Here is a 16,717-nt window from a genome sequence, read left to right on the forward strand (position 1 = left end):
TTATATTTAGGTTCTGAAAAATACAACAAATACCGCTCCTTGTCCATGAAATGGTTTAAAAGAATCCTGTTTTTACTCGCTATCATTATCGTTCTGGTAATTGTCGAAAATTATCCCAAGCTCACCATTATTTCTGGCTATGCTTCTAAGTATATGGCCTCCAGTGTTTTGGTTGGAGATAGAATGCCTGCTTCCATCAATACCGTGGATTTGGACATTCCTTTGGTGAATTTGGCCACTACGGAGTTTGTAGACGATAGTGGATTTGCCATGTCGAATGTGTACGGCCTACAGGAACGGAAAGCTATAGACCGAAAGGGTCTTGGGGCCGTACTGGTCAATAAGGACTATGAGGACGGTGAACCTTATTTGCAACCCAACAGACAACAAAGATTTGATTCCCTACCCTACCCCCTTGGCCACTTGGCCCCCAAAGATTCCATATTTCCCGAAATTGACTATGATAAACTGAACCAGGCCGTGGCATTACCTTTTGGAAATCCGGAAGTCCAAAAAACACGAACCCTATTGGTACTGTACAAAGGACAGCTTTTACATGAACGCTATGTGGAAGGTTTTGACGCCACTACCCCAATTTTGGGTTGGTCCATGACCAAAAGTGTTTTAGCAACCTTATATGGTGTTTTGGAACATCAGGGAAAACTGCAAATGGATTTGCCCGCCCCCGTTGCCGAGTGGGAAAATGATGAACGCAAAAACATTACGCTAAACCATCTGTTGCGGATGCAGAGCGGATTAAAGTGGGAAGAAGACTATGGCAAAATCTCCGATGTTACCAAAATGTTGTTCCTGGAAAGTGATATGACAGCGGCACAAAAAGCGAAGGAGGCCATTGCGGCACCCACGGAAATCTGGAATTATTCTTCCGGGACAAGCAATCTGTTGTCCGGAATCCTTAGAGAACAGTTCGCAACCCATCAAGCGTATCTCAATTTTCCGTATGCTTCCTTAATTGATAAAATTGGTGCCCATTCCATGCTCATTGAAGCCGATTTGGAAGGCAATTATGTGGGCTCCTCATATGGATGGGCCAGTACAAGGGACTGGGGCCGCTTGGGACAACTTTACCTAAATAAGGGACAATGGAAGGATGAACAACTCTTTGCTCCGGAATGGGTCGATTATATCACTGAGCCCACGGCGCATTCCGATGGAACCTACGGAGCACATTTTTGGTTGAATTCCGGTGGAATTTACCCTGATGTTCCCAAAGACCTGTATTCCATGAATGGGTATCAAGGTCAATACGTCTTTATGATTCCTTCAAAGCATTTGGTGGTAGTACGGACAGGACTGGCAGAATTTCCGGAATTCGATATCAATGGCTTTCTTTCCACCCTGGTCAGTGCCATAGAATAAAGGGGGAAATTTAACCCTGATTTCATTTTTGCCTTGCCACACCACAAAACAAGGGGCGTTCACAACAATAATTTCCGTAAGGAAGGCTCTAGTGGTACATTTACATCATAATATTAAAGCAAGTAAATTTTTTCATTTTCATATAGTGTTCTCGTTAAAAGGGCCTTAGTTTAAACGCTAGGGTCCTTTTTAGTTGGTAGCACTATAGTTTACATTTCAGGCAAAAAAACCTGTTGTACCGATTCCCCATTTTAGCAGAACCACCTAAGGAATCCATTTGTCCTTGCCAAAATTTGGTTTTCGTTTTTCTAAAAAAGCATTTCTTCCTTCTATGGCCTCATCGGTCATATACGCCAAACGTGTGGCCTCTCCCGCGAATACCTGTTGTCCTACCATACCATCATCCGTGAGGTTCATGGCAAACTTCAACATTTTAATGGAAGTTGGCGATTTCGCCAGAACCTCCTGTGCCCATTGGTAGGCCGTAGCTTCCAACTCCCCATGTGGGACAACGGCATTGACCATCCCCATTTCATAGGCTTCCTGGGCCGAATAATTACGCCCCAAAAAAAAGATTTCCCTTGCTTTTTTCTGTCCCACCATTTTAGCCAAATAGGCAGATCCATATCCCCCATCAAAACTGGTCACATCGGCATCGGTCTGTTTAAATATGGCATGCTCCTTACTGGCCAAGGTCATATCACAGACCACGTGTAGGCTATGTCCTCCACCTACGGCCCAGCCCGGGACTACGGCAATGACCACCTTGGGCATAAAGCGAATTAACCGTTGTACTTCCAAAATGTTCAGACGATGGTATCCATCTTCCCCTACGTAGCCTTGATGTCCCCTGGCCTTTTGATCACCACCACTGCAAAACGCCCAACCCCCGTCCTTGGGTGAGGGCCCCTCCCCAGAAAGGAGAACAACCCCTATTGAGGTATCCTCCTGGGCATCATAAAATGCGCGGTACAACTCGCTTGTGGTTTTGGGACGAAAGGCATTGCGGACCTCTGGTCGATTAAAGGCGATACGGGCGACACCCTCACATTTTTTATACGTAATATCTTCAAATTCGATGGCGGTTTGCCAGTTAGGTGCGTCTTTCATTTATTTCAATTGAATTTTAATACTTCCTTGAACAACAAATAGGTGACCACCGCTCCTGCGATTGATAGAAAGTTTCCAACAACAAAGTAGTCATTACTCACTTTTCTTTCTTTATCGCTATCCAATCGTGTCCCTAGTTTTATGGCACCAAATAATACCAAAGCACCTCCCTGCAGGTTTGATAACAACAAAAATGCGAGAAACAACCTTTCCAAAAACCCCTTGAGCCATGAAGTGAACTTTTCCGTATTGTTCGTAATGGGGTTTTTGGGATTCAACCATTTTGAAACGGCATAGAATATAATGATCAAAAATACTTCGACCATGATCCAATAAAGGATTTGATATTTTATATCACTCATTACCTATAATTTGAAAAACAAGCTGTTTTACGATATTGTATTCATCGATTCGCAATGATTTCCCTTTTTTCCATGCACCTGAGCGCGTTTTATAAAGTCCTATTCTTTTAAGATCCTTGTAATCCTTATGCTTTAGAAAGGCCGATACGATCTCAAATTCCGACAGTTTCCATTCAGACTTTATGGATTGATAGAGTTTCATGCACAATCGTAGCTGATCATCCAGGTGTTCGTTTATAGCAATGAAATAGTTATCCCCGGCTTCTTTTGCCGTTGTGAGGGCCTCCCTGGCCCTGGTCAGTCCGGGACCATACATTTCATAAGCAATCTCTTTGTTGATTTCAGTTTCTATTTCCCCAAAGACCAAGGAATATCTAAGCCCATAGGGATAGTGCGCTTCTATGATCTGCTCCTCCAAAAAAAATAGCAGATCAAAAAGGGTTTTGGTGCTATTGACAATACCTTGAAATTCATCACCCAGGGTAATGGTCAATGGTGAAATGATGTGATGGGTAAACTCGGTATTTGCTAATTTTACCAATGCTTTGAATTGGTGCATGAAATCATCATTTTTATTGATGTGACGACTTGAGATAATATCCGCCATTATGATATGATGACTTGCTGCCATTCTTGTTTCTTGTTTTTGGAAATATATGAATTTATTTCCTTTTTATGGAAACAATAAGAGAAATTTCCGCTTTATGGAAATATAGAAACAGGCTTTGGGGCCGTTTACCCCTCTCACCAAAAAGAAGTACGACGGACAGCCATTTAAAGCAACCATCTTGGAAGATTGCCATCAATCTAAAAAGGAATGGCAATGAAAAGGTTTATAGTATTCGTCCTATCGTTCATAATATTTAGCTGTAGTACTGATGATCAAATCAACGCTGAATACTCGGAATATATCACAGGGAACTCAATAGATACGGACATCAATTTTATGCCCGAAGAGATATACAACACCAACGAAACACAAGAACCATCGTTAACACTAAAATTAATTACTGCCGAAGATTTCCCCTGTATTACGTATATTTTATCCACAACGGAATTTACTCGTGGCAATGAAATTATCATACGATTTGATGATATCATCAAACCGGAATGGTGTTTTACTGCCATTGGACCTGCAGTTTCCTATCTTGATTTACCGGAAAACACCAAGAAAGTTACTTTTATCAATGGAAATGTAGTCGATCAATACGCTGTGGAAATCAATCAGGAAAAAGTTTCAATCACACGTATCGAAAAGAACTTTACAACTTCTTTGTACCCCACCACTTTTAGAATTCCAAAAAACTCATTTGCTTACGTTTGTGGCACAAACACGGATAACACCAATATTTACAATGATTTTCTAGCACTATTGGAACAGAATCCGGACTTTGTGGAGTTTGAGTTTGAAGGGGAAGGAAGAATACCCTATCCTGAAAGTTCTGATGGAAATTGGGTCAACCATCCTTCTAGATTCTTCCTATATTCAGATGTTGGGGAATTTGCCAATTTGGCCAATATCCTTACTGACTTTTCATCAGAAAACATTGAAGAAAATTCCGGAGTGACCATTTTAATCCAGGGTTGGAACAATATCATATATGGCAGTTGGATACAAAACTAAAAGCTGTGCAAATACCATATTCCCATTTCCTTTGTTTCCCTTAAAATTTGTTGACCATTACCATTGGAAGGCTAACTTTATATAGCTTTATGTAGGCAACGAGGCATGGTAGCCACTAAATCCTAAGCAGAAAAAACCGGACTATTGTCCAGTTTCCAAGTTTTCAATCATTATGGATATAAACCTTTAGTAGTTATTCATTGAACTCATTTAAAACAAAAAACATGAAAGATTTTATGATGCTGTTCCACAGCGAGCCCGATCCTGATTTTAACCCAACTCCAGCGCAAATAGAAGAAGAGGTCAAAGCCTGGCAAGATTGGATGGACGGAATTGGCGCACAAGGCAAACTCAAAAATCCGGGTGAGGCCCTGGGATTTGAAGGAAAGACCATGCATGCGGATGGAACCATTACCGATGGCCCCTATGCAGAAGTAAAAGAGATTGTGGGAGGTTTTATGATCGTATCGGCAGTTTCCATTGAAGAAACCATCCAACTTAGTAAGGGATGTCCCGTACTGAGTAGCGGCGGCAAAGTGGAAATTAGGGATATTATGGTCCTGGACGGTATGTAATACATCGTGTAACGGTAAGCAATCCTATGGACAACGAACAACTGTCCGAGATATTTAAGTCTGAGTACAGCAACTTGATTGCTGTACTCTGCAATTATTATGGGCTGGCCGATCTGCAATTGGCGGAGGATATTGTATCCGAAACCTTTCTTAGGGCCACAAAGGCCTGGTCCCATAAGGGCATTCCCAACTTTCCAAAAGCATGGCTTCGGAAAGTTGCCCAGAATCTGCTGTACGAACACTACAGAAGAAAAAAAATCTACACGGAAAAAATCATCCCTCAACTGGATGCGGGAAACGGACAAACCAACCCTATCGAGATTACGGACAAAATAATTGAAGACAGTCAGCTTCAGATGCTGTTTGTGCTCTGTGATCCCAAACTCAATAACGAATCCCAGCTTTGTATTGCCCTGCGAATTTTATGTGGTTTCAGTATTGATGAGATTGCCAAGGCGCTTTTATCAAACAGAGAAACCATTACCAAAAGAATATACCGGGCCAAAAAAGCCATTAAAGAACGTAATCGAATTGAAACGAATCTTGCGGCAGACCAATATGTTTCAAGGCTTGACAATGTATTGCGGGTCATTTATCTACTGTTTAACGAAGGGTATTACAGCAGTGTCAATGAAGAAAGTATCCGTCACGAAATATGCTGGGAAGCCCTACGATTGAGTCTTTTCCTGTCTCGGCAAAAAATCTTTCCAAAACCAAAAATATACGCCCTTATCGCCCTAATGTGTTTCCATGCCTCCAGATTGGATGCCAGGACATTCGGGGAACACGGTGATCTTTTGTACCATGAACAAGATAAAGGAAAATGGGACAAGGATTTAATTCAAAAAGGCAGAAAATACCTAAAGCGCTCTGCGGCCGGCAATGAGGTAACCAAGTACCATCTGGAGGCTGCGATCGCTTATTGGCACACCGAGGAAACCAAGGAAAAATGGAATAGCATATTGGCGTTGTACGACCAATTGCTCGCTATAGCATATTCGCCTATCATAGCCATGAATCGGACGTATGCCATGGCCAAAGCAAATTCCGTGGATGAGGCCATTCAAGAAGCCCATAAATTGGAGCTAAAGGAGAACCACCACTATTTCTGTTTGTTGGCCGAACTTTATCGTATGAAGAACAATACGGATATGGAAATGGACTGTTTACACAAAGCCATGGCATTCGCCAACAAGAAAAATGAAAAGGAATTGATCCAGGACAGATTGGAAAAAGCAAGGGGATGACCAGGGGTTTCCTTTGCCGTCCAGTGGGCTTGTCAACGGAAACCATTTTTTGTATCCTGTTACGGAAAATTTAAAATGTCTTCCCTTGTTGAATCATTATCTTTGCCCCGCTAGAAGAGGAACATGGAACCCATTCATTCAAAAACCCTACAGGACTTAGAATTTCCCGCCGTTTTGGAACAACTTGCTGCCCGTTGTACCACGGAATTGGGCAAGGAATCTGCAATGGAACTTGAACCGCTGACCCACCAGGAAACCCTGATGCAACAATTGGGGCAAACCTCGGAATATTTGGCTTCCTTTTCCAATGAAAACCGTATTCCCAACCATGGTTTTGATGCAATCACCAAGGAATTGAAATTACTTCAAATAGAAAATACTGTTTTGGAGGTTTCCGGATTTCGGCGGATTGCCCATTTATGTACTACCATATCCCTGCACAAGAAGTTTTTTAAAGAGTTCAAGGAATACTATCCGCTATTGTTTGCATTCACGGAGGGAATCCAGGAAAACACCTTTATCCCCAACGAGATTGGAGCGGTCATTGACAAATTCGGAGAGATTCGCGATAACGCCTCGGTCGAGTTAAAACGGATTCGTTTGGATATCAATACGGTGCGCGGTAAGATCAATCAAAGTTTTGGCGCTGCCCTTTCCCGTTATCTGTCGGCCGATTTTTTGGACGACATTAAGGAATCCATTGTGGAAAACAGGAGGGTTTTGGCCGTTAAGGCCATGCACCGCCGTAAAGTGAAGGGTACGGTCATGGGAAATTCAAAAACGGGAAGTATCGTATATATTGTTCCCGAAACCACTTTACAGTATAGCACGGAACTTAGCAATCTGGAGTTTGAGGAAAAAGAGGAAATTCGACGCATCCTGTTGGAACTCACCAATGCCATTCGCCCAGAGGCTTCGGCATTGGAAACCTTCCAGTACTTTTTGACCCATATGGATATGACCGCGGCCAAGGCCAAATACGCATCGGAAATGAACGCGCTGTTGCCTGAAATCAGTGCGGAACGAAAACTGATCCTGCGAGACGCCTACCACCCACTGCTGTATTTGACCAACAAACAAAAAAAGGAAAGAACCTGGCCACAGACCATAGAACTACAACAAAACAATCGGATTATCGTGATTTCCGGTCCCAATGCAGGAGGAAAAAGTATTACGTTGAAGACCATTGGGTTACTTCAGGTAATGCTCCAATCCGGACTGTTAATCCCTGTTCATGAAAGGAGCACAGTATGTTTTTTTGATAAGGTCTTGACGGATATTGGTGATAACCAATCCATAGAAAACCATTTGAGCACTTATAGTTATCGCTTAAAGAACATGAACCAGTTTTTAAAGCGATGCAATAACCGTACGCTATTCTTGATCGATGAATTCGGAACGGGCTCAGATCCGGAACTTGGAGGTGCCCTGGCGGAAGCCTTTTTGGAAGTGTTTTATGAGCACGAAGCATTTGGTGTGATTACTACCCATTATGCCAATTTAAAATTGTTGGCCAATGAAATGCCCCATATGACCAATGCCAATATGCAATTTGACAACAGAACCCTGGAACCAACTTTTCAACTGGTTTTAGGGGAGGCAGGGAGTTCCTTTACGTTTGAGGTGGCCCAAAAGAATGGTATCCCCTACTCCTTGATCAACAAAGCGAAAAAGAAGATAGACCGTGGCAAGGTGCGTTTTGACGCCACCATTTCCAAATTGCAAAAAGAACGCTCCAAAATGTCCAAAACGGAATCGCGTTTACAGGACGAAGAGACCAAAGCCAAAGAGGAAGCCGCACGTTTGGAGAAGTTAAACGCCAAGATAAAGTCGAAACTCGAGAATTACCAGGAACTCTATGATCACAACCAACGTATGATCCATTTGGGCAATAAGGTGAATGATATTGCCGAACGCTATTTTCATGATCAGAAAAAACGACCATTGATTTCTGAGCTGTTACGCATTGTGGAAACCGAAAACAGCAAACGCAAAAAATCCTCTGTCAAAGAAGCTAAGGCCAAAAAGGCCCTTAAAAAGCAAACCGCCAATGAATTGGAGCAGAAGTTGGTAAAAGTGCGGAAGGAAAAAGTGGTAAAAAAGAAAAAAGCCCTCCAAGCCGAAAAAGCCAAACCCAGACCTGTCTTCAAGATTGGGGACCGGGTTCGCATGCATGATGGCAAAGCAATCGGCAGTATCGATACCTTGGAAAAAGGAAAAGCCATAGTGAACTATGGTCTTTTTACCACCAACGTAAGTGTGGATTTGTTGGAGTTGGTGGAGGCCAAGAAATGACGATGTACTTTTTTAAAGAAATTCCCATCTTAAATTATAACCCAACACAGCAAAGAATACAGGTTTTTTGGGTAAAATTGTAAGAAACCTAATTTCATAGTACTTTTTATTCATTAAATCATTTTCCAATGAAACAAAGAATCCTCATTGTCGTAGTCAGTTTATTTTTTGTCGTCTCTTGTCGTACAAAATCAGAATCCAGTGCTACCACCGAAGCAGCGCAAGAAATTGAAGCGCCAACACCAGACTTTCAAATCTCATTGGCCCAATGGTCATTTCACAACGCATTTTTAGGGCCTAAGAAAGAAGGCTATTGGCAGTGGTTCGTAAAAACGTTACAAGAATCACCTGATGACATCTTATTGGGTGACGCAGATCCTAAAGACTTTCCAAAAATGGCTGCCGAATTTGGAGTCAAGTCCATTGAACTGGTGAACACCTTCTACTATGGAAAAGTTGATGATCAAGCCTTTTGGGACGATTTTAAACGGCGGTGTGAAGAAGCGGGAGTTTCTGTTGGATTGATTATGTGTGATGCATTGGGGAATCTTGGGGATGCCGATGCGGAAGCCAGAAAAAAAGCCGTGGAAAATCATTACAAATGGGTGGATATTGCAAAGTTTTTGGGAGCACACTCCATTCGGGTCAATGCCGCCGGAGAAGGAAGTGCTAAAGAGGTGGCGTCCAATGCTGTTGACGGTCTTACGCAATTGGGCGAATATGGGGCTACCCAGGGCATCGACATTCTTGTGGAAAATCACGGCGGTTATTCCTCAAATGGGACTTGGCTGGCGGGAGTTATGGCCCAAGTGAATATGGACAATGTGGGCACACTTCCGGATTACGGCAACTTCTGTATTGAGCGTGGCCCTGATGGTTGCGTCAATGAATACGATCGTTATAAAGGAATGTCCGAATTAATGCCATATGCAAAAGGGGTGAGTGCAAAATCACACGATTTTGACGAGAGCGGCAATGAAACCCAAACCGATTTCTATAAAATGTTGAAAATTGTAAAGGATTCCGGTTTCAAAGGGTTTATCGGTATAGAATATGAAGGCAGTACGCTTTCCGAAGAAGAGGGAATTGCCGCAACACTGGCCCTTTTAAATAAGGCGATTGATAGCATACAGTAAGAAATCCGGAATAAAATCCGAGGGAAAGTGGACTTTTGAATCCACTTCATTACCACTAAATTCATAACAGCCGGCATCAGATTGTTGAATGCACAACCTGAGTGGCCGGCTGCTACTCATTTTTTTGGGTTTGAATTCTTATATAATACGTTCTACGGTAAAGTTTGTCCAGAACTTGTAGGGCCCACTTCATCAAAAATCAGTCGATAATTCTTTGCTTCTCCCGATAGTTACACATCATCCATATCATGCTCAGGTTTGAACAATTCGATGTCCCTATTTTCATTAATTAGAGGTGAGCGCGACGAAGGGAAATCCGTATTTCCCGCATACGTTCGAAACGACAGCATCATTGGAAATTTCATTTTTCATGGGAATACACTAACGGCCCAACACATCAAAATCCATAAACTGCTTCGTGTTTGTCCATTCCATAGTAGATAAATTGACCAAAGGCCTCTATGCCTGAGGTATGACCTCTGCCCTAGCCTTATCCGGACTTTTGGTGTTTGGGTTTCGTCAACGGATGAAAAGAAACCGTATAGCACGTGAAAAACAGGAGGAAATCTATAGACGGGAGATAGAACATAAAAAGAAGGAACTCACCAGCCAAACCCTTCATCTGGTGCAAAAGAACACCTTTATCCAGGAGTTGATGGAAAATCTGGAAAGCCTGAAAAGCTCTCCCGAAAAGTTCAAAACGAAATTCCGTCGCATGGTGATGCTGCTCAAAAGGGAAAATGCCTCCGACAAGGACTGGGAGATCTTCAAAACCCATTTTTCGGAGGTCCATAACGACTTTGACCAAAAACTAAAAACGCTCTATGCCGACATTACCGAAAAGGAAATCCGCCTGGTCGCCTTTTTACGAATGAAACTGACCAACAAAGAGATCGCGGCTACCTTAAATGTGTTACCTGACAGTATTTTGAAATCCAAATATCGTCTAAAGAAGAAGTTGGGATTAGATAAGGAGACCGATTTGGGAAGTTTCTTGAACACCTTATAAGTTTTACGCTACATGGGCAATCTCTTATAAACAAGTTTTTATATCTTTTTTTGAGCGAAAAAGACTAATTTTGTTATTGACCTATACATATCTTATATTCCTCTCAGCGTTAGCCATAGGCTAAAAAATTAATAAACCGAAAACCATAATGGAATGAAGAACATATTGATAACATTAATACTAGGGTTAATAACTTATAATTCTTTTGGGCAATGGAGTAATACTTCAGATAATGTAACTCAAGGAGCTGTAAACCTAAGAACCTATCTTCTATTTGATGCGGATGGAGATTTTACTGGTGGCAATTATTTCACAATTCAAGATGACCCAACAGATAATTATCTTAGAATGGGATACGGCTTTAACAATCATTTAAGTATTAATTCATCGGGCAGAATTGGAATAGGGACGAATAATCCGAGTGCAAGTTTAGATGTCAATGGGAATGCATTTTTTTCTGGTAGAGCAGATTTGTTTTCAGGGACAATTATTGGCCCAAAACAAAACTTAAATGGAAAGCTTTGGATTGACAGACATGCCACTCAAGGGAAAACTTTCTTTACACCTTATGATGACGGTGCTTGGCAATGGGAAAGAGAATTTGGTTACGACCATACGCATAACTCTTGGTATGTATCCAGTAGTTTTGGAATAGGCACAACAAACACTAAAGGTTATAAATTGGGGGTCAAGGGAAAAATAGCGGCTGAAGAAGTAAAAGTTAGCCTATATAACGGTTGGTCTGACTTTGTATTTGGAAAAGATTATTATTTGCCAACACTTGAAGAAGTTGAAAACCACATTAAAGAAAAAGGCCATTTAAAAGATATCCCAAGCGCAAAAGAAGTAGCAAAAAATGGAGTTTTATTAGGGGAAATGAATTCAAAGTTGCTTCAAAAGATTGAAGAACTCACGCTTTATCTCATCGAACAGAATAAGCGAAATAAAGAACAACAAGAGAGAATTGAAAAGCTTGAAAAGCTTAATTCTGAGCTTTTGAAGAAGTTCAGGAATCAATAATCATAACGGGCATTAGATTCATAGGCTAACTAAGACATCTTGAAAAAGGATTTTGGGTAGATACTTTCAGCGCATTTAGATAAACTAACCCAAGAATTAAGATTTCTTACCTCTCTACAACGCTCAGGGTTCGAAATGACTTCATTTTTTGCGCTTTTCTACGAATGAAACTGACCACCAAAGAGATTGCCGCTACCTTAAATGTGTTACCCGACAGTATTTTGAAATCCAAATATCGTTTAAAAAAGAAGTTGGGACTGGATAAAGAAACGGATTTGACCACTTTCTTAAATACATTATAAAATCTAGGCATTCAATCCCACCTGCGGTATCTTTGCAATAGTAATTGTCATTTCGAAATGAGATGCGAAGCATCGATTGAGAAATCTGGATTTCTCGTCGCTTCACTCACTCGAAATGACAAATCGAAACCATGAACGTGGAACAAGGCAAAAAAATAATCCTCTTTGACGGCGTATGCAACCTTTGCAACGGAGCCATTCAATTTGTTATCAAGCGGGACAAAAATGATGTCTTCCGCTATGCGGCGCTACAAAGTGAAATTGGCCAGGAAATGATTGCCGAGCGGGGTATTGATACCGCTAAAACGGATTCCATCATATTGGTTGCGCCAGGGCTTGCCTATTATACCAAATCAGAGGCTGCACTGGAGATTGCCAGGGAGTTTGGCGGTCTATGGAAGGTATTGTTGGTGTTTAAGTGGGTACCTTCCTCCTTAAGGGACAGTCTATATGATGTGGTGGCGCGAAACCGATACAAATGGTTCGGTCGCAAGGATCAATGCATGATTCCGACCCCGGAACTGCAGGCTAAATTTTTGGGTTGACTCATTCAAACCTCCCCTTCCCTAATCCATTTTCGGCATTGGATCACTTGGTGTTTTTAAACTGTTTTTTTTGATGGAAGTTTGATTTCAATTTTAAACTGACCGTCATGAAAAATCTCATCGTATTCCTGTTATGGATCCCCAGTATCCTTTTCCCCAATGACCAAAAGGTTCCTTCCAAAATCAAGGCCGTTACCGTTTATTTAAGCGGAGCCCAAATCACCCGAACCGCAACATGTACCTTAAAGGAAGGCTCCAACGAAGTAGTTTTCACAGGACTTTCCCACAAGATCGATGAAAGTAGCATACAGGTTTCCGGACTTGATGCCGTTTCCATCCTTTCCATAGCCTATAGCATCAATTATCTGGAGAAATCGGAAAGTAATCCGCAGGTAAAGGAGTGGGAAGATCGAATCAAAGCGTTGGAACATCAAATCACCTTGTTAAAAAATCGAATCCATGGGTTGGAGGAAGAGGAAAAGGTAATTACCACCAATCGGATGGTGAGTACGGCAACTCAGGCCTTAAACCTGGAAAAGGTAAAGGAAATCAGTCAATACTATCGTGAGCGCATTACGGCCATTAAGAATGAAGTATTCGAAACCAACCTGGAAATCGATGCATTGAAAATGGAGGTCACGATGCTACAAAAACAATTGGCCGAAGCCAATGGCGCCCCTGAAGAAGAACAAGGGGAAATCACCATTAAATTTGATGTCCCAAAGGCCACCAATCTAATGATGACCCTAAAATATATGGTCAATGACGCTGGCTGGGTGCCCAATTATGATATTAAGTCCACAGCATTGAATGCTCCCCTTAGCCTTGCCTATAAGGCCAACGTTTATCAAAATACAGGACAGGACTGGAGCAAGGTCAATGTAGTGCTTTCCACAGGAAATCCGGACTACAACATTAGCAAACCCAAATTGGACGCCCACTACCTTAATTTTACCACGGCTTATTCCAAAAGGTATTCCCCTTCCCAAAAGAAAAAAGGTTATGCCTTTAATCCAAGTGTCAAAAAAGTAGCGGGTACAGTAACCGATGCTTCTGGGCTGCCCCTGCCTGGAGTCAATATCGTAATCAAGGGAACCAATAAAGGCACCCAAACCGATTTTGATGGCAATTATAGCCTTGAAGTGCCCTATGGCCAGGAACTCAACTTCAGTTATATCGGTATGATTGATCAGGACATTCCACTGTATTCCTCAATCATTAATGTAAGCATGGAAGAAGATGCTCAAAGACTGGAGGAAGTGGTGGTCACTGGTTATAGCGGCCAAAGCCGTAATTTGACCGGGGCGGCTTTAGGAATACGGATACGGGGAGCTGCTTCCATTAAAAATTATGCTGAACCCCTTTATATCATTGATGGTGTTCCCGTGGATGGTTTTGTAGAAGGCGATTTGGATGCCAGCGAAATTCAAAACGTGGACATCTTAAAGGGAAGTGATGCCACCGCCTTATACGGTAGCCGTGCCGCAACTGGCGTAATCCTGATCACCACTAAAAAAAGTAATACCAAGGAGGGTGCCACCAAAACGGAATTTGTCATCAAAAAGTCCTATTCCATCCCCTCCAATAATGACATTACGGCCATTGAGATCAATACCTTTAGGCTTCCAGCGACCTATGAGTATTTTGCGGCTCCGATCATCAATGAAAATGTATTCCTAACTGCCAGTTTTACCGATTGGGAAAAGCACCAGCTCTTGCCCGGTGAAGCCAATATATATTTTGAGGGAACCTATGCGGGAAAGACCGTATTGGATCCCTATACCACCAAAAAGGAAATGGTACTTTCCCTGGGAATTGACACCAATATTACCATTACCCGAAAACAGGAACGCAATTTTAAAAGCAAATCGTTTACCGGGAACAACCGTATTCTGAACAGGACCTATAACCTGGAAGTTAAGAACAACAAGGGTGTCGCCATTGACTTGAAGTTGGTGGACAGGATTCCCAAATCCCAGGACAAGGAAATAAAGGTGGATGATGTGGTCACCAACAACGCGACCTACGAAACAAAAAAGGGCCTGCTGACCTGGACCATGAACCTAAAGCCCTTGGAAAGTAAAACCGAACATTTTTCCTTTCAAGTAAAATATCCTCGGGGAAAATACATATCGCTTTAAAACCTTTGGGTGGCAGAAATGTCACCCTTTTTTTGTTTAGTCAAACGAAATTGGATCCGTCAGTAATTTGATGATCTCTTCGTCGCCCTCAAATTGTTTTTGCCAGTTGTAGACCACTTGTTTATAGGGATTATACCCCAACAAAACCAGTTTTTGATTCCTGTAATTTTCAACCATACGATAGATTCTGTTCGGACTTTTCCCAGGGTTTGAATCCAGGTATGATTTGAGCTGTTCGCCTATAGCCTCCCTCCAGGAGAGCGATTCCAGCAAATCTTTTCGTGTAATTTCATCCAAGCCCGGAGCCTCCTTCATTTTTTCCATTTTGGCTTTTGAAAACAATTGTCGGTTTAAAAGGGAAACCCATGGTTGCTTTGGGGCGTCTTTAAACTTTTTCTTGACTTCTTCAATGGATTTCCCTTCAATGGATGTTAAAGCAACATAAATGGAATCCGGTATAACCACATCACGCTGCAGCAATCCCAACAATGCCCTTCCCGGACGGGCAATGATATAGTTATGATGATCAATCCTTTCTTTGATCAGAATGGTATCCACCCTAAGGACGTCATTTTCATCATAAAGCTCGCGTTCTTCGGTGATCAAAAACAGGGCCTCCTTCTCATCGTAGCGGTTTAGGTCCCCATAGCTCCCAAAGACATACAGGGTTTTGGGAATAGCGGAATGTCCGCTTTCCTGTGCATACAACTTTGGGCAAAAAAGGACAGCACTAAGGGTAATGATTCCAAACCAACGCCCTATCCGGGACAGTTTCATAATAAAGTGTATTAAGTGTCTTAAAGTAGGGCAAAGCACTGAACACTTCGCAAATTCGTGTATGGAAGGTGTCCTTTTATTTACATTCGGTTACAAAAGGTTCATATGTAGTGATTTTCCATGCTAAGAAACGGAATCGCAAAAATTTTAAGAAAATAATAGTCGTACTACCATCTTTTTAACAATAGCTGGCATACAATTTGTTACTTCTTTAGGTAAAGGCCAAAAGGCTTGGGCACGGTTATGGGTGAATTTCAATAGGACCACAACGGAGAATTTTCCTTTACGTCGTACCAACGTTTTGGCTCAGAAAACTACTAATATTAATTCAAAATAGTTGTGCTATGAAAAATCTAATTACGCTCTTTCTTGTTATGTGTTCGGTATTGGCCTTTGCGCAAGGGAGCACAAAAAACGACATCATTTTTACCAAAGATGGTCAATTGATTCAAGCTAAAGTCGTAAAAGTAACCGCTACCACGATCAGTTTCAATTATCCTGGGGAAACGGTTATCAATGAAGTTGAAAAAAGTGCCCTGGAAAAAATTGTATTTGCCAGTGGGCGTACCCAAACCTTTGGGAAAAGTGCTTCCACACCAACAAAAAAGGGAGAAACCGTTTTCGTCCCTGCGGAAAAACCCGGGCCTATTCCCAAAGAGGAAATCTTCCTTAATGAGCGTATTGAGGATATGAGCATTGCAGTTGTTCCTGCATCGTTCAACAAAAATGGAAACTACAGCAAAGAACTCTCCAGTGAACTGAGCAGTTACATTACGGGGTACCTGGCCAAAAAGTCCGCGGAACACCAATTGAAGATACAGGATATGACCAAGACCATACGCAGTCTTGTGGACAATGGTATTGGCTATCAGGAATTGAAATCGGCTTCCATAAGCCAGTTGCGAAATGCTTTGGGCACCGAGTTTTTATTAAAGATTGAAGTTGAGGAGAATCAAACCAAAACCACCGCCAAGGCTGGAGGTTTCTTTGACGATGCCAAGGAAACCGTAAGTGGGAATACCAAAACCACTGTCCATTTAAAAGTTTACGGCATGGAAAATGACAATGAAATCCATATGGCCTCCATGACCTACGAGCAAATGAAGCCAACAAACAATTGGCAAGCCTTGTCCGGATACATGATTGACCAGTTCATTGCTTTAAAAAGCCTTTAGATAGTTATACATCCCCAAT

The 16,717-nt window shown here is 41.9% G+C and carries 16 protein-coding genes; 12 read left to right on the top strand and 4 right to left on the bottom strand.

Annotation, left to right across the window (positions count from 1 at the left end; genetic code table 11):
- Window positions 1–45 precede the first annotated feature (45 nt).
- On the top strand, window positions 46–1,380 hold the full coding sequence (locus tag L0P88_RS22365) for a serine hydrolase domain-containing protein (RefSeq protein ID WP_247132145.1): 1,335 nt from the start codon (window positions 46–48) through the stop codon (window positions 1,378–1,380).
- A gap of 264 nt (window positions 1,381–1,644) precedes the next feature.
- Here L0P88_RS22365 and L0P88_RS22370 read toward each other — a convergent pair whose 3' ends face one another.
- Genes L0P88_RS22370 through L0P88_RS22380 form a run of 3 tightly spaced genes read right to left on the bottom strand, consistent with a single transcriptional unit; the run spans window position 1,645 to window position 3,483 of the window.
- Window positions 1,645–2,490, bottom strand: coding sequence for a 1,4-dihydroxy-2-naphthoyl-CoA synthase (locus L0P88_RS22370; RefSeq protein WP_247132147.1), 846 nt, complete (start codon window positions 2,488–2,490; stop codon window positions 1,645–1,647).
- 5 nt (window positions 2,491–2,495) lie between these two features.
- Window positions 2,496–2,852 (bottom strand): hypothetical protein, encoded by a 357-nt coding sequence (locus L0P88_RS22375; protein ID WP_247132148.1) that lies wholly within the window; start codon window positions 2,850–2,852, stop codon window positions 2,496–2,498.
- The gene (locus L0P88_RS22380) at window positions 2,845–3,483 is read right to left on the bottom strand and encodes a SatD family protein (RefSeq protein WP_247132150.1); all 639 of its coding nucleotides are present in this window, start codon (window positions 3,481–3,483) and stop codon (window positions 2,845–2,847) included. The genes L0P88_RS22375 and L0P88_RS22380 overlap by 8 nt, the downstream gene beginning before the upstream one ends.
- A gap of 192 nt (window positions 3,484–3,675) precedes the next feature.
- Here L0P88_RS22380 and L0P88_RS22385 point away from each other — a divergent pair, with 192 nt between their 5' ends.
- The 10 genes from L0P88_RS22385 to L0P88_RS22430 all read left to right on the top strand — a co-directional run bounded on the left by L0P88_RS22385 (window position 3,676) and on the right by L0P88_RS22430 (window position 14,746).
- Complete coding sequence (locus tag L0P88_RS22385; RefSeq protein ID WP_247132151.1) at window positions 3,676–4,476, top strand: hypothetical protein; 801 nt, start codon at window positions 3,676–3,678, stop codon at window positions 4,474–4,476.
- Between the two features lie 224 nt (window positions 4,477–4,700).
- The gene (locus L0P88_RS22390; RefSeq protein ID WP_247132153.1) at window positions 4,701–5,051 is read left to right on the top strand and encodes a YciI family protein; all 351 of its coding nucleotides are present in this window, start codon (window positions 4,701–4,703) and stop codon (window positions 5,049–5,051) included.
- A gap of 26 nt (window positions 5,052–5,077) precedes the next feature.
- A complete protein-coding gene (locus tag L0P88_RS22395) occupies window positions 5,078–6,298 on the top strand; it encodes an RNA polymerase sigma factor (protein ID WP_247132155.1) in 1,221 nt (406 codons plus the stop codon).
- A 123-nt stretch (window positions 6,299–6,421) separates the two neighbouring features.
- Entirely contained in the window at window positions 6,422–8,593 is a 2,172-nt protein-coding gene (locus L0P88_RS22400) for an endonuclease MutS2 (protein ID WP_247132156.1), read from the top strand.
- 128 nt (window positions 8,594–8,721) lie between these two features.
- On the top strand, window positions 8,722–9,729 hold the full coding sequence (locus L0P88_RS22405; protein WP_247132157.1) for a sugar phosphate isomerase/epimerase family protein: 1,008 nt from the start codon (window positions 8,722–8,724) through the stop codon (window positions 9,727–9,729).
- A 472-nt stretch (window positions 9,730–10,201) separates the two neighbouring features.
- A complete protein-coding gene (locus L0P88_RS22410) occupies window positions 10,202–10,738 on the top strand; it encodes a helix-turn-helix transcriptional regulator (protein WP_247132158.1) in 537 nt (178 codons plus the stop codon).
- A gap of 153 nt (window positions 10,739–10,891) precedes the next feature.
- The gene (locus L0P88_RS22415; protein WP_247132159.1) at window positions 10,892–11,758 is read left to right on the top strand and encodes a hypothetical protein; all 867 of its coding nucleotides are present in this window, start codon (window positions 10,892–10,894) and stop codon (window positions 11,756–11,758) included.
- A 164-nt stretch (window positions 11,759–11,922) separates the two neighbouring features.
- The gene (locus L0P88_RS22420) at window positions 11,923–12,060 is read left to right on the top strand and encodes a hypothetical protein (RefSeq protein ID WP_247132160.1); all 138 of its coding nucleotides are present in this window, start codon (window positions 11,923–11,925) and stop codon (window positions 12,058–12,060) included.
- Window positions 12,061–12,191: 131 nt separating this feature from the next.
- Complete coding sequence (locus tag L0P88_RS22425; protein ID WP_247132162.1) at window positions 12,192–12,605, top strand: thiol-disulfide oxidoreductase DCC family protein; 414 nt, start codon at window positions 12,192–12,194, stop codon at window positions 12,603–12,605.
- A gap of 107 nt (window positions 12,606–12,712) precedes the next feature.
- Window positions 12,713–14,746, top strand: a complete 2,034-nt coding sequence (locus L0P88_RS22430; protein WP_247132163.1) for a DUF4139 domain-containing protein — start codon at window positions 12,713–12,715, stop codon at window positions 14,744–14,746.
- A gap of 36 nt (window positions 14,747–14,782) precedes the next feature.
- Here the strand turns inward: L0P88_RS22430 and L0P88_RS22435 are convergent, their stop codons facing one another.
- A complete protein-coding gene (locus tag L0P88_RS22435; RefSeq protein ID WP_247132164.1) occupies window positions 14,783–15,523 on the bottom strand; it encodes a hypothetical protein in 741 nt (246 codons plus the stop codon).
- 344 nt (window positions 15,524–15,867) lie between these two features.
- Here L0P88_RS22435 and L0P88_RS22440 point away from each other — a divergent pair, with 344 nt between their 5' ends.
- Complete coding sequence (locus tag L0P88_RS22440) at window positions 15,868–16,698, top strand: hypothetical protein (protein ID WP_247132165.1); 831 nt, start codon at window positions 15,868–15,870, stop codon at window positions 16,696–16,698.
- The last annotated feature ends 19 nt before the right edge of the window (window positions 16,699–16,717 follow it).

The organism is Muricauda sp. SCSIO 64092, from assembly GCF_023016285.1.
Classification (GTDB): domain Bacteria; phylum Bacteroidota; class Bacteroidia; order Flavobacteriales; family Flavobacteriaceae; genus Croceivirga.